Origin of the sequence: Staphylococcus sp. Y174-1, assembly GCF_049897865.1 — a bacterium.
In the GTDB taxonomy this organism is placed as follows: Bacteria; Bacillota; Bacilli; order Staphylococcales; family Staphylococcaceae; genus Staphylococcus; species Staphylococcus saprophyticus.
The window spans coordinates 1-21123 of the sequence record NZ_JAFCXB010000005.1 but is presented as its reverse complement, the minus strand read 5'-3'; the positions used below and the strand labels follow the sequence as shown (position 1 = coordinate 21123).

The window sequence follows — 21123 nt, the reverse complement described above, 5'->3', positions numbered from 1 at the left end:
ACTTTTATAATTACATTAAGACATATGCCGTTTATTTTGAAAAGTATTTTGCTTATATTTTTGTACTCCCTCTTTTTTAACATTTATAAAAAAAGAGCGAGATTGTCATCTAATTAATTTAGATCTCTGTTTCTCGCTCAATCACTTTCACTATAAAATGGCTGCTCTAATGGTAACGCCATGCTCTAAGTAGGCTTTCAAACAACTGAGCATATAAACCCAGCCTTCTTTTTGACCTAATAATTGCTTCACATCTTGCATGTCGAAGTCTTTTTCAGTTGTTGTTACAACAGTGCCCGCTTCACCCTCTTCAAATTGAATGGTTACAGGATGTGCACCCCAAGTAAATGCTATTAACTGGTTGTCCTCCACCCGCTCAATGTTGATATTTAACTCAGCATCATATTCTTCATAACGGAGTGTAATGGCTTTACCTTGTTCCCATCTTTCAGAACTAGAAGAGAACCAGAATCCTCCAATTTTCTCTGGATCTACAAATGCTTCAAAAACAGTTTCTCTTGGTACATCAACTTGCATTTTTGTTATGATATCTATCCCAACCACGTCCTTCCTATTTGTATAATATGAATTTTACATATGTTTGACATAATTTGCACTTAGCATGATATTTTATGACGATTTAACTTCACTTAGTTTGAACAGTTAAATATTTTGTATTACCTGTTTTATTTTATATACTTAAATTTAAGTAATACAAAAATTATGGGGGCGATATAATGATTCAAAGATTAGATGAAGTAATGATTTATGTTTATGATCATGATAAAGCAATTACTTTTTGGACTAAAAATTTAGATTTCAAAGTAGTAGAAGATACTGAAGAAATGCAAATGGGTGTGGTTAAATTAGCACCCAATGACGATGCGCAAACTGCCATTGTTCTACAAGACAAAGCTAAAGTAGATGAAATGGATATGGGCGTTAGCACTGATACACCCTCTTTGATTTTTGCTACTACACAATTCGATGAACTATTTAATCGTCTAAAAGATAGCCAAGTAACTGTTGGCGACATTATGACATTACCTATGGGACGCGTTTTTAATTTTGCTGATGAAGAAAACAACTATTTTGCAGTAAAAGAAGTTTAGATTCCAACATAGTTTGAGCCGTTCTATTTTATTTGTCATTGATATTGATAATGGGCTAACTGTCTATCATTCATCACTTTATTACCAAAGTAACAAGATTGTAATAAATATATGACACGATTAATGTTTGATTTCTGGGAGTGGGACAGAAATCAAATTTTCTAATAGAGATTTCGTAGTCCCACCCCGGCAAGGATGACTAGGATTGAAATGTTTACCTGAGCTAAAGCTCATGCATAAGTCTCACTAACTTAATGAATTAATCAGTGAGCCTTTACATTTTCAATTCAGTCATCTACTGCCTAAATGAAAAAGAGCCTGTGACATCTATTTCTGTCTCAGGCTCATACTTAACAAGGGAGTATTATGAAAAACGCATTCCATTCTTATTTATATTATTTAATCATGTTGATTATTGTGGGAATTATTCTGGCGACACTTTATTTCTTATATGTTTGGAAAAATGACCAACCACAAAATCAAGATCATTATAAAAATTTCACTGAACTTAAATCAGATACTAAAGAACATCGTGATTGGCAAACAAATGCCAAAACAACAAATAACAAAGATATACTCGTTACAGCGATTCATGGAGGAGGCATTGAGCCTGGCACTTCAGAATTAGCTAAACTTATTTCTAAAAAAGGTGATTATAATTTATATAGTTTTGAAGGTTTAATGAAATCAAATAATCAAAAATTACATATTACCTCAACCCGTTTTGATGACCCCAAACTAATTAAATTAACGAATCAATCAAATGAATCGATTTCGATACACGGTATACAAGAACAGAAGAAAGTTGTCTATATCGGTGGTAAAGATAAAGCTATGGCCAAATCAATTACTAAAGAACTCGAAAAAGAAGGATTTAATGTTGAGAAGAGCCCCAACTATGTTAATGGAGATTCCAGTAAAAATATCATCAATAAAAATGATACGGGCTCGGGCGTTCAATTAGAAATCTCAACTCAGTATCGTAAATCTTTTTTTGATCATGGGCGTCTCGATAGAAAAACACGTGAAAATCCCAATGATTATAAACAATCAATATACGATTTTGCTGAAGCTGTAACAAAAGGTATTAAGGAACAAACAAATAAAAATTAATAGGCAACTTAACCAGAATCGTTAAAACTATATGACGATTCTGGTTTTTTAAATTCAAAAAGTTTTCTAAAAAATTTACTTGCTTTTTTAAAGTATAGGTATAAAATACAATTGATTAAAATAGTAAAGGAAATGAATCATGAAACAATTAACTAAGCCTTTATACTTTTACCTATTACTTTTTATTACAACAACACTGATTGGCGCGTTACTATTATATTTGCCAATCACAGGTAAACATCCTATTGATTTTGTGGACGCCTTTTTTATAGCTGCTAGTGCATTTACGGTAACTGGGTTAGCTACTATAGATGTCTCTACCCAATTCAATTGGTTGGGCGATACGATTATCATGTCACTCATACAAATCGGTGGATTAGGGATCGTCACTGTGACACTTTTAACCTTTATATTAATCAATAAGCGAATTAGTAATAAAAGTCGCTACCTCGTCATGGCAATGTGGAACATTGATACGCCTGGGGGCATAATCCGCTTAATCTTACAATTTGTTTTGTATAGTTTGGTAACTGAACTTGTAGGTGCGTTATGTATTGCGTTATCCTTTATTCCAAAGTATGGCTTAGGACAAGGGGTGTTTTTAAGTATATTCACTTCTGTGTCTGCTTTTAATAATGCTGGTTTTGCACTTTTCAAAGATAACCTAATCAGTACGGTTAACGACCCTATTATCACTATAACCGTGCCCTTATTAATTATTATGGGTGGCATAGGTCCACTTGTATTTCTTGATTTAGTAACAACACAAAAATTAACTAAACTTAAATTACATTCCAAAATCGTTTTGAGTACAACTTTCATATTAATCATCGTCGGTAGCATTTCGTTTTTCATTTTAGAATATCCATCCACATTAAATCATTTATCTTTGATTGAAAAAATTGGAGCTTCATTTTTTCAATCCGTCACAACACGTACTGCTGGATTTAATACCGTTGATATCGGACAAATTTCCACACCTACATCAATGATGATGATGTTATTTATGTTTATCGGTGGTGCACCCATCAGTTCTGCTGGTGGTATCAAAATAACCAGCTTAGTACTGACGCTATTATTTATAAAAAGTACATTAAGAAACGAGAGCCATCCAGCTATATTTAAAAAATCTATACCTGAACGTACACTTAAAATTGCTGTTACCATCACGCTTTTAGCAACTATCTTTGTATTAAGTATATCGTTTATTGTGAGTGTGCTAAATCCACATACATCCTATACGACCGTATTATTTGAAGTGATTTCAGCGTTCGGCACTGTAGGGTTAAGCATGAATTTCACAACTGACTATGGTACTGTAACTAAAATCATTATTATTGTAACGATGCTTATTGGTAAAATTGGCATCCTCACTTTTGTGCAATTATTTATTGGTGAAAAGAAACAATTATTCCATTATGCAAAAGACAATGTACAGTTATAAACAAGCACATATCCAATTCAATTGGACATGTGCTTGTTTTTAATTTATACCTCTAGCTTCATTATTGCGCCGAAATATTGCTGACATGTTGTAAACGTTATAAAAGCAATAAGTTCACTCATTTCTGCTTCAGTCAAATGGTCGTTTAAAGTCTGTAAAATATAATCAGGAATCTCCGTTCCTAATTTCATATAAACATCAACAAAACCAAGACATATCATAGATTTTTCATCAGTAAATTTTCCCGATGGTTGCCCTTTTGCTTTACAATACGCGCATCCGTGATTTTGAGCAAGCATGCTTCTTATTTCTTCTTTTAAATCGCTAGACAGTTGGTTATCTGTTTCTAGAGATTCACTTAAATTACTCCAACTTAACATGATATCTTTGTTATATCCAAGCAACTTTTGAAAAGGCGTAGTACCATTTTCCGATAATTGAATTAATGCCATTATAATCACTCCTTGATTATCCATTATTTTATGGCATTATTAACTATATTAAAATGCTATTTTTTAAGTAAAAATAGTTAAATGCTTTATTATTTAAGGAGTTTTTATAAATGGACTTAACAAATAGAAAAATCTTACAAAGTTTAAATGAAGATAGTAGCAGATCATTAAGCGATATTAGTGAAATTACAAATCTTTCCATCCCCGCTGTTCGTGAACGCATTAATAAATTAAAAGATTCAGGAATTATAAAGAACTATACCATTGATATTGATTACAGTGCTTTAGGCTATGATATAGATATCATCATTGAAATCGTTATTAAAAACAATTTATATAAAGATTTCAAAACCTTTATTGCAGAACAGAGCCACGTCGCATTTTGTTATCGTATATCAGGAGATAGCTGCTTTTTATTTAAAGCAAGATTTAAAACCATGCAAGATGTAGAAACGTTTATAGATATTTTGCAAAAATATGGCCATACAAAAACACATTTTATATTTTCAGAAACGGTTTGATATCAAACGTTCCTTCTTTCAGCTACTATTTTTAGAACTACTGATTCATTTAATGAAAATTAGTAGTTCTTATGCTTGGATTTTTTACAAAACAAGCATTTTTAATTTATATCTAAATCTTACCTTCAGTCTAATCAAGTTCCTCTATTTTCTCTTTTTTGAATCTTTACTCAAATTGTATTTTCTATTCATGATACCTACCGATATGCTTATCAATATAAAAATGATATAGAATATTAATCCATATCCCTTATATGCTGAAAAACCAAAATATACGTATACCATAATAGTTATACAAATTATCGATGCTATATACAATAAGCAATAAAAATTATTAAAATACTTCATTTGCATCACCTAATTCTTTTAATATATTTACATTTTGTCACATTTTCCATCTTATTCACAAATAAATATAGTACAATATTAATAATTACTTATACTAAGGAGAATCTCAAATGAAAAAATTACTATTTTTATTATTATCTTGTTTTTTGGTCTTAGCAGCATGTAGTCATTCTGAAGAAAAACATTCGAAAAATACGAAAGAAAGCCATTCAGATAAATCACAAAAAACAAAAAGTAATAAAAAAATTGAAAATAAAGATCAACCAAATAACCAATCTAAAACAGAAGATGCTAATAGTGATGAGCAACCTTCTTCAGAACCTGCATCAACACAAAATGAACAAAATGAAGTAGCTGTGTCAACAGAAGAACCAAGTAATGAAATTCCATCCAATGTAACACCAGATACTGCAGAAGATAATCAAGTGCAACAACCTACTCAAACTAAACAACAAATCGACTTAAATAGTATGCCAGCGACTGATTTTTCAACAGATCGCATGTCTGAGGAAGCACAACAACAAATCCAAGATTTAACAAAACAAAAAGACTTCGAGGGATTGCCTCAAGAAGAGTACAATGACAAAGTTTCAGAAATTATGAATAATGAAATGAACTAATATCGAAACAGGAGTGACAATCTTATGCACTTTTCAACAGATTCAAACATACCGTTAAATCAATTAGTTAATTTATATAATGATGTTGGATGGTCTAACTATACTACTAATCCAACCAAACTAAAGGAAGCTATCATTAATTCCTTACATGTACTTTCACTATGGGAAAATGAAACGCTTATCGGGCTTATTCGAACCGTGGGTGATGGTGTTTCTATAATTTATATTCAAGACATACTGATATTAAAACCATTTCAAAATAAAGGACTAGGTAGTCAACTTTTAACTACTATATTGAATAAATATCAAAATGTGATGCAAGTTGTTCTTTTAACGGATAACACTGATAAAACAAGACATTTTTATGAAAAATACGGTTTATTTTCAAATGATAAATATCATACTGTTGCATTTATGCTATTTAGACATACGCTTTAAGATCTTTATATAAATTAAAAGAGACACTTCACTATTGTAATTTAACAATTAAATGAAGTGTCTTTATTAATCTATTTCATTTTCAGTATTTGACCGACTTTAATACTATTGGAATTCAATTTGTTATCTGCTTTAATTTTATCTACAGTAGTCTTTTGATTTTTAGCAATACTGTATAATGTATCACCTTTTTTTACGGTATATGTTTTAACTAAATACAGTGTTTGACCTTTACTAATGCTATCAGATTTAAGATTATTCCACTTTTTAATATTATCTACACTGACGCCACTTCTTTTTGAAATATTATATAACGTGTCACCAGTGACAACTGTATGAGTATCGCCGGATATGTCGCCATTATTACTTGGTGCTTTCAACTTTAATGTCTGACCAACTGATAAGGAATTACTCTTCAAGTTATTCCATTTTTTAATATTATCAATCGTTACACCGCTTCTTTTAGAAATACTATACAATGTATCGCCTTTAACCACTTTATAAGTCGCACCTGTAATAGCGTCATTGTTCCCACCCGAGAGTACTTTATAATGTTTTTGAACTAAACTGTAAAACTGATTCATATTGTATCCCCATTGACTAAAATAACCAACTGGATCAGAGTGATCTGTGCCGCCCCAATATTGGCTGATGGCATTGTGACTAATAATTGTGCCTGTTCCTTGATTATTATCTGCAAGTGACGGTGTTAAACCATTTTCTTTTAACATTTTTGCAGCTAAGTATGCCTGATTATTAACAGATTTAGCAAAACCATCAAACGTATTAGATCGTGTTAATTCAATTTGATAAAAATACGGATTGGCATTTGCACCAGCACCCCATGCTAAATAGTTACTCGGCGCAGTTTGAATAATTTTATCACTGCTTGCATAGGCATGCACGAACGCACTATTGTAATTGTTGTACATGTAGTTCACTTCACCATCAATCGTACTGCTTGGATTGGCCGTTTCATGAATAACTACGCCTATAAATTTTCCAGACTTATAATTATATTTAGGTAAATTATTCATTCTAGCATCTTGGACGATTTGGGCTGGCTTTATATTATTATTTGCAATATATGTATTGACGTCTTGGTATGCTCTATTCGCAAACGTACGTGCTTCAACAGTATTATGTTCTGCTACTTTATTATGTAATTTTAAATCTTCTGGTGTTAATTGGTCCTTCAGCGCTTGTGGGCTCATCTTTTGAGCTTTTTCAAAATTAATCGGTTTACTTGTATTCTCTTTTTCATTTTTTTCTGTTGTTTGCTTATGATTGCCTTCTTGCGCTTGTGCGACTGTTGTACTTAAAATTAAACTCGTTGCCAATACTACTGACAAACTCAACCTATATTTCATAAAATATCTCCTTTGTTTTGACCATAGCCATATTAGAAGTGCCACTGTATATTCAAACACCTATATTTTTATTTTATAATATTATTCAAACATTCACAAAAATTTTTGTTATTTTATACTACTTATTATTTTTGGTGATTTCACTATAAATTTATTTTGAAAATTAAAAACCACCATCTTCAAAGATGGTGGCTTCATTATATATCAGTGAACACACTAGATAATATTGCGATTAATGCAATGACTAATACAAATACGAGCAATGCATCAATTCTTTTTTGATTACGACTTTTAGGCTGTTTCCTAAATTCTTTTAATGCCACAATACCTGCTACTATTACAAGCACTAAACAAATCAAGTGGAAGATTAATACAAACGTAGCCATGTTCATCACCCCTAATATGATCAATATAAATTCAAACGCAAGTGTTTATAATTAAGCATTCATGAACTTATTAACTTAAAAGCATAATGAATTTCATCGTATAAAGGTTAGTCTGCGCGTAGTCTTTGTATTAAAATACCCCTTTCATAACAATCAGAAACGAAATTCTAGAATTCACTTAGCATTAGATCATCTTTCTTTTAAGATTGTCTATGGTCTTTTATAACATCTGCCAGTTGTTGCTCAGATTCGTCATCACTTTCAGCTAAATGTTCCACAATCGTTGTGTAATCTTTTTCAGATTTATTCTGACTTAATTTATATGCAGCTTGTATGTCATTCACTTTAATTTTGAAACCAACAATACCCTTGATTTGCTGTTTGGTATTATCCAACAAATTATTCCAAGTTGCACCATCTTCTCGATGTCCCTGGTATTGATCTAATAGTTTTGCTAAATCTGCCTCAAGCGCTTCATGCGTTAATAACTGTCCTTCTCCATAAATATGAACACTTTGATAATCCCAAGTTGGGACATCTTCATTTTCATACCATGTAGATGAGACATAGCCATGTGGTCCTTGGAAAATGACTAAGATTGACTTATTGTTATTCAATGTTCGCCATTGCTGATTACCTTTTGCCAGATGTCCAGAAACATACAGCTGCTTATCATCCTCATAAATATTCACTGGCACATGCGTGGCAACAGGTTGCTCCCCATCAATCGAAACGACTGTCGCAAAATTATACGCATTGATAAAACGTTTAATTTCCTCATAATCTTTCATTTCATAATATTTAGGAATATACATCATTCCCACCCCTTTAATCAGTAAATACAATAATGCAAAATTTATATACTGGCTAAGCCTTGTACATCATGGTGATATGCTTTAGTCAACTCACGACATGAAGTGACTTTACCAGACTCATTAAATTTAAATATCGCATAGACTTCAATATTGCCTTTCGAACTATCTTTTTTCTCTACCCTAACATCATATCTTAAAAATATAGTTTGTTGTTGTTCGTCTATCAACATATCTTTAAATTGCTCTATTGTTAAAGTCTTTACCACTTCTTTTAATTTTTGAAGATGCAACTTAAATTCCGTTAAATTTAACGTATCATGCTCTGTTTCTTGGATATACTCAGCTGCAAAATAATGTTCTATTTTTTCAGTATCCAAATTAATCAGGATATCTTGGTAGAAATTTTCAATTTGTGTTTTTAATAATTGATTATCTAACATATGTCTTATGCCTCCATCTTTTATTATTGAAAACGAATTTTCAAAGCTGTTGTATAGTCGCTATTTTAAAATCTGAAGCGTACTTTAATCCATAACCAAGCGTCCGATCCATACTTATATGCGCGAACCAAATAAGCGCAATTTGGAGTAATATGGGTTATTTTAACAATAAATATAATATCGTTACTAAACTTGGCAACACATACGTAAGTCCAACATTATAGACCGTGCTACCTATCCGTTTATTAAATACATAGCCAATGGCAGTTAAATCTGGCGCTAATAAAAATATTAAAAAGAGCCAAAAAGAAAAATCAAACATAAAATATAAACTAATGACTAGAATTAAAACAAAGACATTTTCCACTTTTATTAAATTGCGCATGTAACATCTCCTAATCATAAAAACTGATACGTATCAATTTATAATTATAGTTTATGGCAACAACTAAAGATATACAACTATGTATAATCTTTAATAAATTTACATAAAATTTATATATGACTTACAATGTTGTCACTTGAGCAATGTATTGTTTATTACATTATTTTTTTGTGTTTTACTTGTTTTATCGGAGGTGAAATATCTTGGATCATGATAACAATCAAAACGTACTTTCATCATTAAATTATTTTAGTGTATTTTTTGCGCCAATCTTATTTCCTATAATTGTTTGGATATTCACTCAAAAACCAGTAACCACACATGCCAAAAAGGCACTATTAAACCATATAGGTGTGGCAATTTTTTATTTTTTAAGTAGTATCGTTTTTATATTTTCTAAAGAAGTCTATGAGAAACCCTTTGATAACCCTATGACGATTTCCTATACCTCTATCACTCTAGGTTTACATTTTGCAATTATCGTCGTTATGCTATTTATCTTTAATTTAATTCGAGGTATCAAGCTTTTATCAAAATAATTACAAAGCATCCAAATAAACATATCAAAAATGAATTTCAGAGGAGTTTCTATTATGACCCGTTCTAAAAAATTCATCATTATGATCACTACAGTCATTGTTATCATTGCATTCATCTTCCTTGCTTTATTTGCTTGGAAAATTTATGCAGAACGCAATTATCATAATACTAATATACGAGAGGCTGCTCAATTCAATCCTTTGATTAGAGAAACGGACTATTATGTACAAGTAAGTGATCCACTTAAGAAAAATGGTAAAAATCAAATCGGAGCATATACTTATATGACTGATGGTTTCGATAAAGATGGAGTAGCTCATACAGTTACTTTTAATGGAATGAAGAAACTAAAAAAAGGAGCTTATTTAAAAGTTTCTTTATTCTTAGGAGAAGCGAAATCATACAATGAAGTATCTAAAGATAAAATCCCTCATAAGCCATTAAAAAAATTAGAAATGCAACAGTAATAATAGAATGAGGTTATCAATCTTACTTGGGTTTGATATGATTGATAGCCTCATTTTATTAATAGATAAAGTTGCTAAATTTTGTTTTCTACTGGGTATACTATAATATAAGTAAAAAATGCCATATACTTTCAATTGATTAAAAGTGACATTGTACGAAAAGATTCAAAAGTAATTAGAAAAGGACTGATTTACTATGAAATTTATTTGTTTTAATACAATGACTGAAAAGGGATTAAACAAAAAGGTGAATGATTTTTTACAAGAAAATCCATATATTGAAATCGTTCAATTTGATTATCAATTGGGTAGTAGCGGCTGTGGTGTAGGTATTTTATATAGCGAAACGAAAAGACAGTAGTTTATGTCTATATACAAGTAAATAATAACCCTATAGCTAAATAGCTACAGGGTTATTATACTCAATTGATAGAAGCCTATGTTTCTAATTCAATATAATTATTTCAGTTGTGCTCTCGCTTTTTTCGGTATATCAGAGAAGCTGACTTCCTCGAAACTCTTCACTTCTCCTACTTTATATTTTATTTCTAAATAGCGCTCTTGTTTTAATTTTTTAGTAGCCGTATATTCCAGATTTTTCTCTTTTCCATCTTCGTCATATGCTTTTGCTTGATATTTATAAAGCGTACCTTCTCCTAAATCTTTAGCACTTTTAGGTGCACTTGTTTCAACATAATACTTTTCAGATTTAATTAAAGGATTAAAATCAGCTAAATCTCTGACATTTTGACTGTCCGTATGTGATTCGGCGTAAAATTTCCACCCCAATAACGCCAAAAAGATTACTATAATGATCGACAATATCGTATATATGATTTTCATGACTTACCCTCCTTTTGTATGTAATGAAATCATAACACTTCATTGCATACTGTTTCGTTTGATATACATGACATATATCCTAAATCATATGACAAAGTTGTCATCTATAGAAAAAACCCACTATCTAATAGCAAGATAGCAGGCTAATTTAATATTATTTAAAGCCTTTACGCTTAATTTGTCTATAAGTAAAAATTACAAAAACTAAGATAAACAACCCTTGTGTGCATTTGATTAACATTGATCTAAAATCTAATGCATCTACATTAAACATTGCGCCCACAACAGGAATGATGATATTAAATACAAAGAGGATCAACGTTAATCCCAATAAATATTGTTGTGATTTTGGCATAAAAAGCACCTCACCTTTTTATCAGTCACGATTTTTACGTGTAAATTATAATATCAATTACAACGCTCGTTAAATAAACATTATTTGAAATTGTTATTCCTCTTTAAATTCTTTAGACTTATTATTTTTGGAGAAGCAAACCCTAATATAAAGGCAATCATTCCTAATATTACGCCTAAAATAAGTAATCCATTTAATGATTTATCTTCAAATATATTAATCACATTTAAATTGCCCAAACTACCTCAAAGCCTATTATGACCAAATTGTATCCCTGTATAATTAAAGAAAAGTGCAATGAGTACAACACCAATAAATACAAAAAGTCCATCTTTAAGTCCACTCATTACTCTATATTTCACTGCAAAACGCCCCCTTTGATTATTTTCTATATTTAAAATCAACTAATATTCTTCCAATTATTCATTAGTTTTTCCTTTATTGATTTTATAGATAACAAATATGATTACTACAATTATGGTAAGAAAATCAAAAGAATATGTAAAAGCATCTCCAAAAGATTGACCTTTCCAAAAATAACGTATATTAAATAAAAGGATTGAATGAATGAAAAGTGCAATAAACAGATAAATAACTGATTTATCAAGTATTAAACCGAAAACCAATACAATATAAATAATAATGCCATTATTGTTAGGATTAGCATGATTGTATCAGGATAAAACATACTCGAACTCCATTCATCATCTATTAATTTTTTAAAATGTCAGCAGAAGCCAAAATTATGTATGCATTATTAAAAGATCGTTTTGAATTATCCATCCAAAATGAATGGGTAGATAAAAATAATAACATTTACTTTATTTTCAGTAATAAACATTTGTGCGAGTACTTAGGTTATGCAGAACAAAAAATCATAAAATTGAAAAAAGAATTAGTAAATTTTAATTTACTAACTCAAGAACGTGTAGGCCTTAATAAACCCAATAGATTATATTTATTAAAACCAAATTATGATATTGAAGCCAGTCGTACCAAGGAACTTCCAAATTCACAGTCTAATGATACTGATTTAAATAACACTGATTATATAGAGACTGAGAATAATGATACGCATGATATGAATGATACATATAACAATTCAACAAACCACAATCATTCGAATCATACAAATCATCAACAAACTGAATTTAATAATGATGCACTTAAATTCCAAGTTCTCGAAGAATTGCCACAACAACTTCAAGATTATTTAAATAAATTTGAAATTAGAGAAATCCGAATTATTAAAAGTGTATTACTCAAAGGAAAAAAATCATTTAATAATGCACATGATACCTATTATCGTTTAGAAGATGTTGAATTTGAAATTGTAAGTGTGTTGAAACGTTTTAAAGCGATGCTGCTACAGAAAAATGAAACGATTGAAGCTATGCAGGGTTATTTGATGCAATCGATTAAAGCTGAACTTGAAGAAATACACGCACTTAATATGCGTCGTCAAAACATGAAACAACATAATATCTTTAACCAATAATTCAGATAATCTTATAGCAATCAAAGAAACCTCTAAATATTCGGTTAAGTCATCTGATTTTTTAACTGATGATGATGAAAGAAATCAAGAAATCGTGAATGACTTGGAAAAAGATTTATACCGAAAACGTATGTTGAGTTATGGTGGATTGCTTAAACAAAAACATAAAATTTTAAATTTAGACGATGCCGAAGATGGAAATTTGATTAATACAAGTGACGAAGATAAAACAACAGATGAAGAAGAAAAAGCACATTCAATTACGGCAATTTGGAATTTTGAAAAACAAAATTATTACTTAAAAGATTTGAAACGTTAGCTTAAAAGCTAGCGTTTTTATATGTCTTTTTACCCCTGCGGGAACTATAGCGTTCAACCGGCATGGTTGCCCAATTTTCATGTTAATTTTTAAATTTGCATGTAACTGGGCAGTGTCTAAAAAAATCAGTCACTGGTTTTGCTCAAATTTTTGTTTTTAAAAATAGTATATATTTATTTAGCTCATATTTGTGTTTTAAGAAGGTATATAAGCTTTTAGGTATAAATCTATATAAATAACCCTTTAATCTTCAAAATACCCCCTTAAAATCCAAAATAAAGGTATTTTATTTTTGTACTTTTAATTTTTATAATTACTTCCACTTTTTTGAATAATATTCTCTAAATAGGCAATTCCTTCTTCAACTGTTACTTGTTCTTTTTTCATATTTTCTAACATAGATAACATTGCGTCAGTCCAAAATATATCACTGTCTTTTAAGTCTGAAAGAGATTCAGAATTTGTTATTAAATTACATTTACCTTTTAAAGTTTCTAGTGTTTTAATATATGTATTTTCCATTTGCAACTATCCTTTTATTTTTTATTTGTATCAGTATCAATTTTACAGTAAACATGCATTTATGCCGAGAAAATCTATTTGTAAGTACACTTTTAAATAAGTTTATAAATATACTTATTTAAAAGTGTATTGGAATATCACACGTATTTTTGAATTAAGCACGATACCATTTTGGTATGTAAGTGCGCCCTTGGATATATAAAATAAAAAGCTACTAGCAATAATAATCGGGTCTACTAGGTCTACCGAGTAGACAAAGAAAGAACACGCATTTATGCCGAGAAAATTTATTGATGTTGAGAAGAACCCTTAACTAAACTTGCAGACGAATGTCGGCATAGCGTGAGCTATTAAGCCGACCATTCGACAAGTTTTGGGATTGTTAAGGGTTCCGAGGCTCAACGTCAATAAAGCAATTGGAATAAAGCAACTTTTTAATTTTTAGTCATAATTCTACAGTTGGAGTTCCAACATGCTTCCTTCTTCTGATTTCATGAAGCCGTTTTTTTTATAAAAATTTTCTGCTAGTTCTCCACCTGTAATTAGAAAAATTTTATATATTTTATCAAGTTTGAGTGAATTAGAGACAGAATTCATTAATTTTTTACCTACGCCATTTTTTTGAAATTCAGGTATAACATGAAATTCATCTATACAAAATTGGTTCATGCCACTGAAATAATAATCTATTCTGCCGATACACATTGCGATTACTTTATTATTTTCTTCGATTACATATCCTTTAGAATTAAATCCGCTCATTGTGGCTTCAATTCTAAGTAATGCTTCTTTTTCAGTCCATTTGTTATACCATGGAGCTCCCTCATAAGCTGAAACTAAATTTTTAGCACAAACAGTATAGTCTTCATTTTGAATATTTCTAAATTTCATATACATCCCCCTTTTTGATTGTATTTTGATTATATATATTTTCTGTTATTACTGTTTTTTTGTGGTTTTAGAAACGAGTTAAAAACGAGTTTCTTCTTGTCTTGATACTATATAGAAATAACGTTCTTGTCTAATTATAATTGATAAAAGGAGTGATCTTAATTGGAATTAATTTCTAAATTAATTCAAGCAGATATAAATAACGATTCAACATTAAAAAAGTTATACAACGAGCAAGGAGAAAAATTAGACTGAGCAATAGCTATTGTTAATTTAAGGAAAAATATTGGATGGTCACAAATACAACTTGCTCAAAAACTAAGCATACCTCGAACAATTATTGAAATTATTGAAAATGGAGACGTACTTCCAACAATGTCTTTTCTGAGGTTACTTGCTGATGTAACACGAAAAGAGTTGCGTATTTCATTTGTATAATCAAATAATATAAAAGAATGTAAAGCTACAAAGTTAAACTAGAATAAATAATAGTTTATATTCGTTTAGGATATTAAATTATTGAAGATTTGGAGATGGTAGTAGTGGAAAAAGAAAAATCAATTAAAGAAAAAAATTCATGATTTTTATAAAAAAAGGGAGGGCGTTACGAAGAAAAAGAAATCGATTTTGGAAAGCATAAAGGATTAGAAGTCTTATAAAAATCTTTTGATTAGGTGTAGCTAAAATCAGATTGAAAACGTTATTTTTACGCTAAGATTTAAGAGTTACCACACCTGTTATTTAATAAGTTACATGTTTAGATTGTTGTTATTCAAATTCAAAAACACTCTTTATTGAGACATATCCTCTATTTTATACTCTCTAAAAATTTTATGAGAAATGAGCATAAGGAGAAACGGTACCACCTAGGGTGTTATCCAGCATAGCTGGAGTTTCGAACTTATGACTCACTTTATTTAAGTGTATTAATGGAGTACTTTAAACATTGATGTGCCAATGTTTAAACGATTTAGAAGTTTTTATAAAAGGGCAAATACTTTATCCAAAAATGATACTCCCATATTTTCATTTAGTACCACCATTTCTTAAGTAGAGAGTATTTAAAATCCTTCTATAGAGCCTTTCATAAAATAATAGAGTATTTAATTTTGCTCTGATTTACAGAAAATACTCCCAATACTCCTTAAATTTAGGAATATTTTAAGATCATAAAAAGCTTTGATTAAGAGTTTTACAAAGTCTGATTTAAGATCCTTTCAAATATAAAGAATGTAATCAAATTTTTTGAGAATGAGAGGTCATCTAGTAAAACCGTGTTGTCAAAACATGATTTTTATATAATATTTTATTTTTATAAAAATTTAAGTTATACTCTTCTATAATAGGAGGTATTCAAATGGATTTAGGAAAGAAACTTTACTTAGAAAGAAAATATAGAAATCTAACGAAAAAGAGTTATCTAAGACATTGAATAGAAAAAGCGTTTTCACTAATTACTCAAAAAAGAAAATAGAGCGTTTAGAAACTGGTCAGGAAGAATTTACTTTTTATATCATTGATGATCTTGCCGCATTTTTTAATATTACGATTTCAGAGTTTCTATCCAAAGGATGGGAATCTTATAATAAAGAAGAGATTGAGAACATTAATTTCAATATTGAGGAATATTTTCATGGTCATAGTAAGGGAATATCCAAGACGTTTCAAAATTTATCTGATATAATTCCATATTTTGATTTGGTACGAAGTAATGAGTGGGTTTCTTTACCGAAATATGATTTTATAATGCGTGAGTATTATGATTATTTATATAGAGATATAAGTAAAGAAAGTATCGATACAATTATTTATAGAGCTGAAAAATTTTTAGAAAAGTTAAAGTTATTTAGTTCATTTGAGCATAAAAGTAAATGGGAAATACCAATAACTTTAGAGGAAGATCAAGCAGGTCACACATACTTTAATGATAAAAGAGAACCTATTAATATGATGGATTTAATTCATAACATTGAAGGGTCGTTAGGTGAAATTAGGCAGCTTTTTGAAGATGATTATTACGACTATTATGATGAAAATAGAATAGGTTTACAGCTGCTAAGTAAATATAGAAATCAACAAAACATAGAGATTCAAGATATTGAAAAGTATACAACAGTTCCAGGTAATAAATATTTACAATGGGAAATGAATAACAAGAATCCTAAAATTGAAAGTGTTGCCAAAATATGTGACTGTTTGAGTATTAATATTGATTTAATATCTTATAGATCATTAAGAATAATGAATAATATGAATTCACAAACTGTTGCGGAATTTATACTTTATAATACTGAAGTTCATGATTTGAATGAGTTATCTGAATTATATTTTTTCTCAGATAGAGAAAGTATGCTACTAATACCTAAGTATTGTTATTCTTATATGTTTTACTATTTAGATAATAAGACACAAAAGGAAATTGGTATAAAAAAAGCATTCCAATTTACAAAAGAGTTCTTTATCAAGTGGTATGAATTTAATAAAGCTAGACAATTATTATTTTATTCCTTAGAAGGATTGACTGCTAAGAAAAATTTTATCCATTATTCAGAAAAAGAAATTAAACGATATTTGGGGAATAGTTATTATCCTGAAGAACCTGTGAAACTTTTAATACAATGAGTTCTTGATAGAGTAGAGCATTATGGATATAAAGATCGAACACATATTATTAATCGAATTCATAATATAGATATAGACAAAATAATGAAGACAACTGAAAAATTAGATTTACGACCGGAAATTAAAGACTAATCTATTGATCTATTTGAGAAGTAATAACTTTAATAATATTTAAAGGAATTTATTTAGTTGTGGGAGTGATATATCTTGGAGGTTAATGAAAGATTTTCGGATATGCTTAAAAATTTAAATGAAAATTATAGTAGTAAAATTAACTTGGATGACTTATCTATGGATAATCTAAAAGATATCGATTTGTTGAATCTTAATGAGAGTGACTTATGAGAAAATCTTATGAAGGCATTGGCAATTGTTGATTTATTTACGCTTTTAAAGGAATCTAGTAAGAAACAGCTTACTATGTATGAAAAGGTATTGACTGATTTGTACCATATTGTCGAAATGATTGATTTAAATGATGCAGAACAAAAGAAAATAAAAGAATTGAATAATGTTTTTGATTTAGTCCCTAAACGCCCTGGTGATACTCAGGAAAGACTGAATAAACTAAGTTTGATTGAAAGTCGAAAAGAACAATTACAATATACAATGCGTAGTAAAAATGTGTTTGGTGATATTTCAGAAAAAGCTAAAAAACTTGGAATATATAAAGGGGATTTTATCGAATCACAACGTATAAAAGTATCTCAAGAAAATAAAAGCAACGTTAGAAAAATATATATTCAACTAATAGAATCAATATTAGAAGATAATGAGAAGAAATATAATAAGCAAAATGCCAGAATGAAAATATTAAAATTTATTAATAGAAATAAAATATAGAATATACTAAACGTACTTAAAATTAGGCATAAAGTGAGGACCATCCTAGAATGTAAGATTGAATTTTTACATAGTATAACTTATCGGAAGTGCATATTCTTCAAAAGATACAGATGGTATAATAATGGAGTCGCCTTAACTTCCATAGGCGAAATTACTATGGAAGGAGGTGAGCATCTGTGGACTTTTTATTCGTAACGGTTATTGCACCTGTGATAACTGGATGTATTGTAGCTTGCTTTACCTATTGGCTAAATCAGCACAATAAATAGGCGACTATCCATATCACATAAAGAGCCCCAACCTACGGCAATAGGTTGGGGCTCGGTGTATATCTATGGACTTTCTATTCGTTAATTGTATTATAACATCATAGTGTAGAGGAATGCAAAGTCATATGTACGATATTAGTTACAAGGTATCGTTTTAATATTTTCGACGTAATTGTCAAGAATTTAAAGGATAAATTATGAATGTTATATATTGAGAGTTTATACTTTATATTTATTTTTTGAGTATTAGATTTTAAAAATGTAGTTAGATGCTTATATTTTCTTGGATGCGCTCTAAAAAGAAATTTAGCCATTTATAAAACAGATTGTCATTGGAACGTCCATTAAATTTAGAATAAATAATACAAAAAACAAAATTTATGAAACCAAATTTTTGATGACTTCATTAAGTTTCGTATCAATATACTTATCTTTATGCATGACTAAATAGAAATAGCGTGTGATGTCTAAGTTTGTTACTTCTAGTTTTTCTAAATCATAAGGTGTTAATGTGGATTTAGAAATAATAGAAAAGCCGTTACCAGCATGGACCATATTTTTAATTAGATTTGTGTTATTAATTTCTACTAAATAAGAGGATGAAGTCATTTGTGATAACGCATTTTCTTGATAGACTCTTGTACCTGATCCACGTTCTCTGATAAAGCATATTGCTTTATTTGGATATGATGATTTTTTACGAATTAATACTATTTCATCTTGAGCAATACGTCTACTGTATATGATATTGCTTTGAACCTCTTTTTCGATTATACCTAAATCGATAATGTTATTCTTAATATGTTGTAATACTGTGTCAGAATTATTTAAATGCACATGAATATATAATTCAGGATATTTTTTTGCTAAATCAGTAAGATGTTGTGACAATCGATATTCGCCATACGTGTAACTACTCCCTACCGTTAAATCTCCCGAAATTGTATCAGGCTGCATTTTCAAATCGTGTCTTAAGGTTTGTTCTAAATGTTCACGCTGTAAAGCATATTGAAATAGTTTCTCCCCATCACTCGTTAAAGACATTTTAGAATGTCTAAATTCGAAAATTTTTATATCGTATTCCAGTTCTAATCGTTTAATATCACGACTTATTGATGGCTGTGAAGTATATAAATTTTCTGCAGCCTTAGTAAAGCTTTGCGTTTTAACTACTTCAGTTAGAACTTTTAATGAATCCATTAACTAGGCCTCCTGACATTTGAGTCACTCTATTATAACAAAATCGTTATGAGTAATATACTTAATATTTATTTCACATTATAACTTTGCGGTGCTAAACTTTTGATAAAAGGAGGAGTTAAAAAGTGAAGTCCTTAAAAAGTAAAGCATTTATTTATGGTTTATTATTCACATTTATCATCGCAGTTATAAGTTTATTAGGCTCAAAACTACCATTTTTAGATAAGATAGGCGCTTTAACAATTGCTATACTGATTGCGATTCTATATAGACATTTTAAGGGTTACCCTGAAGCATATCGTTCAGGCATCGAATTTTCATCTAAACGGTTACTGAAATTAGCTATTATATTATATGGATTAAAGTTAAATATTTATGATGTGATTGGAAAAGGTAGCGGTTTGTTATTAATCGATATTGGAGTCATCCTTTTTAGTATCGGATTAATGTTGTTACTAAATAAATACATTAAAGGGGATAAACACCTCACGCTATTATTAGGTATTGGCACTGGGGTATGTGGCGCGGCGGCTATTGCAGCAATATCTCCAATATTAAAATCCCGAGAAAAAGATTCTGCGATTAGTATCGGGATTGTCGCACTTATTGGCACTATATTTTCACTTGCATATACTGTGATATATTCTGTTTTTACAATATCTCCTGAAGTATTTGGGGTCTGGTCAGGCACAAGTTTACATGAAATTGCACATGTAATTCTTGCTTCGGATTTTTCAGGCCAAGAAGCTTTGAGTATTGGACTGTTAGGAAAACTGGGACGTGTGTTTTTATTAATACCTCTGAGTATTATTTTAATTCTAATTATGAGAATAAAATCGCATAGCGAGACCGAAAAAAAACATATTGATGTACCTTACTTTTTACTTGGTTTTGTCATGATGGCACTATTCCATACTTATGTGCCCTTGCCACACATGGTTATGCAAATTATCGATAATGTCACGACTATATGCTTATTGATGGCAATGGTTGCATTAGGATTAAATGTTTCCTTTAAAGACTTAAAAGATCGTGCTTTCAAACCATTAATAGTTGTCATTATTGTATCTATTTGTTTATCAACTGTAACATTTATCGTTGCGAAGTGTTTTTATGGTTAGATTAGGTTCTGTTGCAAAGTAAAAAATATAGCTAACCACTAATTTATCATGTCAGTGTTCGCTTAACTTGCTAGCATGATGCTAATTTCGTGGCATGGCGAAAATCCGTAGATCTGAAGAGACCTGCGGTTCTTTTTATATAGAGCGTAAATACATTCAATACCTTTTAAAGTATTCTTTGCTGTA

General features: G+C 29.9%; 25 protein-coding genes and 4 pseudogenes. 16 read left to right on the top strand and 13 right to left on the bottom strand.

The annotated features are described in order from the left end of the window. Positions 1 to 150 precede the first annotated feature (150 nt). Positions 151 to 537 (bottom strand): SRPBCC domain-containing protein, encoded by a 387-nt coding sequence (locus ACP7BT_RS12110; RefSeq protein ID WP_241091753.1) that lies wholly within the window; start codon positions 535 to 537, stop codon positions 151 to 153. Positions 538 to 737: 200 nt separating this feature from the next. Between ACP7BT_RS12110 and ACP7BT_RS12105 the strand changes: the two genes are divergently transcribed. The 3 genes from ACP7BT_RS12105 (at position 738) to ACP7BT_RS12095 (ending at position 3669) form a co-directional block, all read left to right on the top strand. After that, positions 738 to 1112 (top strand): VOC family protein, encoded by a 375-nt coding sequence (locus tag ACP7BT_RS12105; protein WP_041079837.1) that lies wholly within the window; start codon positions 738 to 740, stop codon positions 1110 to 1112. Positions 1113 to 1478: 366 nt separating this feature from the next. Then, on the top strand, positions 1479 to 2225 hold the full coding sequence (locus tag ACP7BT_RS12100; RefSeq protein WP_011303947.1) for a poly-gamma-glutamate hydrolase family protein: 747 nt from the start codon (positions 1479 to 1481) through the stop codon (positions 2223 to 2225). A 139-nt stretch (positions 2226 to 2364) separates the two neighbouring features. Continuing rightward, the gene (locus ACP7BT_RS12095) at positions 2365 to 3669 is read left to right on the top strand and encodes a TrkH family potassium uptake protein (RefSeq protein ID WP_041079836.1); all 1305 of its coding nucleotides are present in this window, start codon (positions 2365 to 2367) and stop codon (positions 3667 to 3669) included. Between the two features lie 44 nt (positions 3670 to 3713). Here ACP7BT_RS12095 and ACP7BT_RS12090 read toward each other — a convergent pair whose 3' ends face one another. Beyond that, complete coding sequence (locus ACP7BT_RS12090; RefSeq protein WP_041079835.1) at positions 3714 to 4121, bottom strand: alkylhydroperoxidase; 408 nt, start codon at positions 4119 to 4121, stop codon at positions 3714 to 3716. 110 nt (positions 4122 to 4231) lie between these two features. Here ACP7BT_RS12090 and ACP7BT_RS12085 point away from each other — a divergent pair, with 110 nt between their 5' ends. The 3 genes from ACP7BT_RS12085 to ACP7BT_RS12075 all read left to right on the top strand — a co-directional run bounded on the left by ACP7BT_RS12085 (position 4232) and on the right by ACP7BT_RS12075 (position 6048). Continuing rightward, positions 4232 to 4642 (top strand): Lrp/AsnC family transcriptional regulator, encoded by a 411-nt coding sequence (locus ACP7BT_RS12085; RefSeq protein ID WP_041079834.1) that lies wholly within the window; start codon positions 4232 to 4234, stop codon positions 4640 to 4642. 458 nt (positions 4643 to 5100) lie between these two features. Beyond that, positions 5101 to 5610, top strand: a complete 510-nt coding sequence (locus ACP7BT_RS12080; protein WP_041079833.1) for a hypothetical protein — start codon at positions 5101 to 5103, stop codon at positions 5608 to 5610. A gap of 24 nt (positions 5611 to 5634) precedes the next feature. Continuing rightward, the gene (locus ACP7BT_RS12075; RefSeq protein WP_041079832.1) at positions 5635 to 6048 is read left to right on the top strand and encodes a GNAT family N-acetyltransferase; all 414 of its coding nucleotides are present in this window, start codon (positions 5635 to 5637) and stop codon (positions 6046 to 6048) included. A 71-nt stretch (positions 6049 to 6119) separates the two neighbouring features. Here the strand turns inward: ACP7BT_RS12075 and ACP7BT_RS12070 are convergent, their stop codons facing one another. The 5 genes and pseudogenes from ACP7BT_RS12070 to ACP7BT_RS12050 all read right to left on the bottom strand — a co-directional run bounded on the left by ACP7BT_RS12070 (position 6120) and on the right by ACP7BT_RS12050 (position 9444). Beyond that, positions 6120 to 7418, bottom strand: coding sequence for a peptidoglycan recognition protein family protein (locus ACP7BT_RS12070; RefSeq protein ID WP_041079831.1), 1299 nt, complete (start codon positions 7416 to 7418; stop codon positions 6120 to 6122). Between the two features lie 197 nt (positions 7419 to 7615). Continuing rightward, positions 7616 to 7804: a hypothetical protein gene (locus ACP7BT_RS12065; RefSeq protein WP_041079830.1), complete on the bottom strand. Its 189-nt coding sequence runs from the start codon at positions 7802 to 7804 to the stop codon at positions 7616 to 7618. Positions 7805 to 8004: 200 nt separating this feature from the next. After that, positions 8005 to 8619, bottom strand: coding sequence for an FMN-binding negative transcriptional regulator (locus ACP7BT_RS12060; RefSeq protein ID WP_041079829.1), 615 nt, complete (start codon positions 8617 to 8619; stop codon positions 8005 to 8007). Between the two features lie 41 nt (positions 8620 to 8660). Continuing rightward, positions 8661 to 9059 carry a hypothetical protein gene (locus tag ACP7BT_RS12055; RefSeq protein ID WP_041079828.1) on the bottom strand — a complete coding sequence of 133 codons (399 nt, stop codon included), beginning with the start codon at positions 9057 to 9059 and terminating at the stop codon, positions 8661 to 8663. Positions 9060 to 9099: 40 nt separating this feature from the next. Further along, positions 9100 to 9444: pseudogene (locus ACP7BT_RS12050) on the bottom strand (DUF4260 domain-containing protein). A 203-nt stretch (positions 9445 to 9647) separates the two neighbouring features. Here ACP7BT_RS12050 and ACP7BT_RS12045 point away from each other — a divergent pair. From ACP7BT_RS12045 to ACP7BT_RS12035, 3 genes are all read left to right on the top strand, one after another. After that, positions 9648 to 9983 carry a DUF4870 domain-containing protein gene (locus ACP7BT_RS12045; RefSeq protein WP_052463671.1) on the top strand — a complete coding sequence of 112 codons (336 nt, stop codon included), beginning with the start codon at positions 9648 to 9650 and terminating at the stop codon, positions 9981 to 9983. 54 nt (positions 9984 to 10037) lie between these two features. Continuing rightward, on the top strand, positions 10038 to 10451 hold the full coding sequence (locus ACP7BT_RS12040; RefSeq protein WP_041079825.1) for a YxeA family protein: 414 nt from the start codon (positions 10038 to 10040) through the stop codon (positions 10449 to 10451). 196 nt (positions 10452 to 10647) lie between these two features. After that, positions 10648 to 10812 (top strand): hypothetical protein, encoded by a 165-nt coding sequence (locus tag ACP7BT_RS12035; RefSeq protein WP_100217411.1) that lies wholly within the window; start codon positions 10648 to 10650, stop codon positions 10810 to 10812. Between the two features lie 98 nt (positions 10813 to 10910). On the opposite strand, the gene ACP7BT_RS12030 is transcribed toward ACP7BT_RS12035, so the two are convergent. Both ACP7BT_RS12030 and ACP7BT_RS12025 read right to left on the bottom strand, forming a co-directional pair. Continuing rightward, positions 10911 to 11294 carry a YxeA family protein gene (locus ACP7BT_RS12030; protein ID WP_041079824.1) on the bottom strand — a complete coding sequence of 128 codons (384 nt, stop codon included), beginning with the start codon at positions 11292 to 11294 and terminating at the stop codon, positions 10911 to 10913. A 154-nt stretch (positions 11295 to 11448) separates the two neighbouring features. Then, positions 11449 to 11649: a hypothetical protein gene (locus ACP7BT_RS12025; RefSeq protein ID WP_041079823.1), complete on the bottom strand. Its 201-nt coding sequence runs from the start codon at positions 11647 to 11649 to the stop codon at positions 11449 to 11451. Between the two features lie 715 nt (positions 11650 to 12364). On the opposite strand from ACP7BT_RS12025, the pseudogene ACP7BT_RS12020 reads away from it, so the two are divergent. Together ACP7BT_RS12020 and ACP7BT_RS12015 are read left to right on the top strand one after the other, a co-directional pair. Further along, a pseudogene (locus tag ACP7BT_RS12020) lies at positions 12365 to 13147 on the top strand (replication initiator protein A); the annotation flags it as partial. A 10-nt stretch (positions 13148 to 13157) separates the two neighbouring features. Next, positions 13158 to 13466, top strand: a pseudogene (locus ACP7BT_RS12015) (protein rep); the annotation flags it as partial. Positions 13467 to 13766: 300 nt separating this feature from the next. Here ACP7BT_RS12015 and ACP7BT_RS12010 read toward each other — a convergent pair. Together ACP7BT_RS12010 and ACP7BT_RS12005 are read right to left on the bottom strand one after the other, a co-directional pair. After that, the gene (locus ACP7BT_RS12010) at positions 13767 to 13988 is read right to left on the bottom strand and encodes a hypothetical protein (RefSeq protein WP_041079822.1); all 222 of its coding nucleotides are present in this window, start codon (positions 13986 to 13988) and stop codon (positions 13767 to 13769) included. Between the two features lie 453 nt (positions 13989 to 14441). Then, positions 14442 to 14879 carry a GNAT family N-acetyltransferase gene (locus ACP7BT_RS12005; protein ID WP_041079821.1) on the bottom strand — a complete coding sequence of 146 codons (438 nt, stop codon included), beginning with the start codon at positions 14877 to 14879 and terminating at the stop codon, positions 14442 to 14444. A 258-nt stretch (positions 14880 to 15137) separates the two neighbouring features. Here ACP7BT_RS12005 and ACP7BT_RS12000 point away from each other — a divergent pair, with 258 nt between their 5' ends. The 4 genes from ACP7BT_RS12000 to ACP7BT_RS11985 all read left to right on the top strand — a co-directional run bounded on the left by ACP7BT_RS12000 (position 15138) and on the right by ACP7BT_RS11985 (position 18616). After that, positions 15138 to 15317, top strand: coding sequence for a helix-turn-helix domain-containing protein (locus tag ACP7BT_RS12000; RefSeq protein ID WP_307877664.1), 180 nt, complete (start codon positions 15138 to 15140; stop codon positions 15315 to 15317). Between the two features lie 990 nt (positions 15318 to 16307). Continuing rightward, positions 16308 to 17501 (top strand): hypothetical protein, encoded by a 1194-nt coding sequence (locus tag ACP7BT_RS11995; RefSeq protein ID WP_041079820.1) that lies wholly within the window; start codon positions 16308 to 16310, stop codon positions 17499 to 17501. A 354-nt stretch (positions 17502 to 17855) separates the two neighbouring features. Beyond that, positions 17856 to 18344 (top strand): hypothetical protein, encoded by a 489-nt coding sequence (locus tag ACP7BT_RS11990; protein WP_041079819.1) that lies wholly within the window; start codon positions 17856 to 17858, stop codon positions 18342 to 18344. A gap of 179 nt (positions 18345 to 18523) precedes the next feature. Continuing rightward, positions 18524 to 18616 carry a type I toxin-antitoxin system Fst family toxin gene (locus ACP7BT_RS11985; protein ID WP_152609413.1) on the top strand — a complete coding sequence of 31 codons (93 nt, stop codon included), beginning with the start codon at positions 18524 to 18526 and terminating at the stop codon, positions 18614 to 18616. A 378-nt stretch (positions 18617 to 18994) separates the two neighbouring features. On the opposite strand, the gene ACP7BT_RS11980 is transcribed toward ACP7BT_RS11985, so the two are convergent. Then, positions 18995 to 19816, bottom strand: coding sequence for a LysR family transcriptional regulator (locus ACP7BT_RS11980; RefSeq protein ID WP_002484379.1), 822 nt, complete (start codon positions 19814 to 19816; stop codon positions 18995 to 18997). Between the two features lie 125 nt (positions 19817 to 19941). On the opposite strand from ACP7BT_RS11980, the gene ACP7BT_RS11975 reads away from it, so the two are divergent. Continuing rightward, complete coding sequence (locus tag ACP7BT_RS11975) at positions 19942 to 20937, top strand: YeiH family protein (protein ID WP_002484378.1); 996 nt, start codon at positions 19942 to 19944, stop codon at positions 20935 to 20937. Between the two features lie 62 nt (positions 20938 to 20999). Here the strand turns inward: ACP7BT_RS11975 and ACP7BT_RS11970 are convergent. Next, positions 21000 to 21123, bottom strand: a pseudogene (locus ACP7BT_RS11970) (IS6 family transposase); the annotation flags it as partial.

Coding starts and splice junctions, on each gene's coding strand:
- ACP7BT_RS12080 (WP_041079833.1), top strand. CDS start 5,101: ATGAAAAAATTACTATTTTTATTATTATCTTGTTTTTTGGTCTTAGCA.
- ACP7BT_RS12030 (WP_041079824.1), bottom strand. CDS start 11,294: ATGAAAATCATATATACGATATTGTCGATCATTATAGTAATCTTTTTG.
- ACP7BT_RS12025 (WP_041079823.1), bottom strand. CDS start 11,649: ATGCCAAAATCACAACAATATTTATTGGGATTAACGTTGATCCTCTTT.
- ACP7BT_RS12060 (WP_041079829.1), bottom strand. CDS start 8,619: ATGTATATTCCTAAATATTATGAAATGAAAGATTATGAGGAAATTAAA.
- ACP7BT_RS12055 (WP_041079828.1), bottom strand. CDS start 9,059: ATGTTAGATAATCAATTATTAAAAACACAAATTGAAAATTTCTACCAA.
- ACP7BT_RS12075 (WP_041079832.1), top strand. CDS start 5,635: ATGCACTTTTCAACAGATTCAAACATACCGTTAAATCAATTAGTTAAT.
- ACP7BT_RS11980 (WP_002484379.1), bottom strand. CDS start 19,816: ATGGATTCATTAAAAGTTCTAACTGAAGTAGTTAAAACGCAAAGCTTT.
- ACP7BT_RS12105 (WP_041079837.1), top strand. CDS start 738: ATGATTCAAAGATTAGATGAAGTAATGATTTATGTTTATGATCATGAT.
- ACP7BT_RS12100 (WP_011303947.1), top strand. CDS start 1,479: ATGAAAAACGCATTCCATTCTTATTTATATTATTTAATCATGTTGATT.
- ACP7BT_RS12035 (WP_100217411.1), top strand. CDS start 10,648: ATGAAATTTATTTGTTTTAATACAATGACTGAAAAGGGATTAAACAAA.
- ACP7BT_RS12070 (WP_041079831.1), bottom strand. CDS start 7,418: ATGAAATATAGGTTGAGTTTGTCAGTAGTATTGGCAACGAGTTTAATT.
- ACP7BT_RS12010 (WP_041079822.1), bottom strand. CDS start 13,988: ATGGAAAATACATATATTAAAACACTAGAAACTTTAAAAGGTAAATGT.
- ACP7BT_RS12110 (WP_241091753.1), bottom strand. CDS start 537: ATGCAAGTTGATGTACCAAGAGAAACTGTTTTTGAAGCATTTGTAGAT.
- ACP7BT_RS12090 (WP_041079835.1), bottom strand. CDS start 4,121: ATGGCATTAATTCAATTATCGGAAAATGGTACTACGCCTTTTCAAAAG.
- ACP7BT_RS12095 (WP_041079836.1), top strand. CDS start 2,365: ATGAAACAATTAACTAAGCCTTTATACTTTTACCTATTACTTTTTATT.
- ACP7BT_RS12005 (WP_041079821.1), bottom strand. CDS start 14,879: ATGAAATTTAGAAATATTCAAAATGAAGACTATACTGTTTGTGCTAAA.
- ACP7BT_RS11990 (WP_041079819.1), top strand. CDS start 17,856: ATGAAGGCATTGGCAATTGTTGATTTATTTACGCTTTTAAAGGAATCT.
- ACP7BT_RS12040 (WP_041079825.1), top strand. CDS start 10,038: ATGACCCGTTCTAAAAAATTCATCATTATGATCACTACAGTCATTGTT.
- ACP7BT_RS12085 (WP_041079834.1), top strand. CDS start 4,232: ATGGACTTAACAAATAGAAAAATCTTACAAAGTTTAAATGAAGATAGT.
- ACP7BT_RS12065 (WP_041079830.1), bottom strand. CDS start 7,804: ATGGCTACGTTTGTATTAATCTTCCACTTGATTTGTTTAGTGCTTGTA.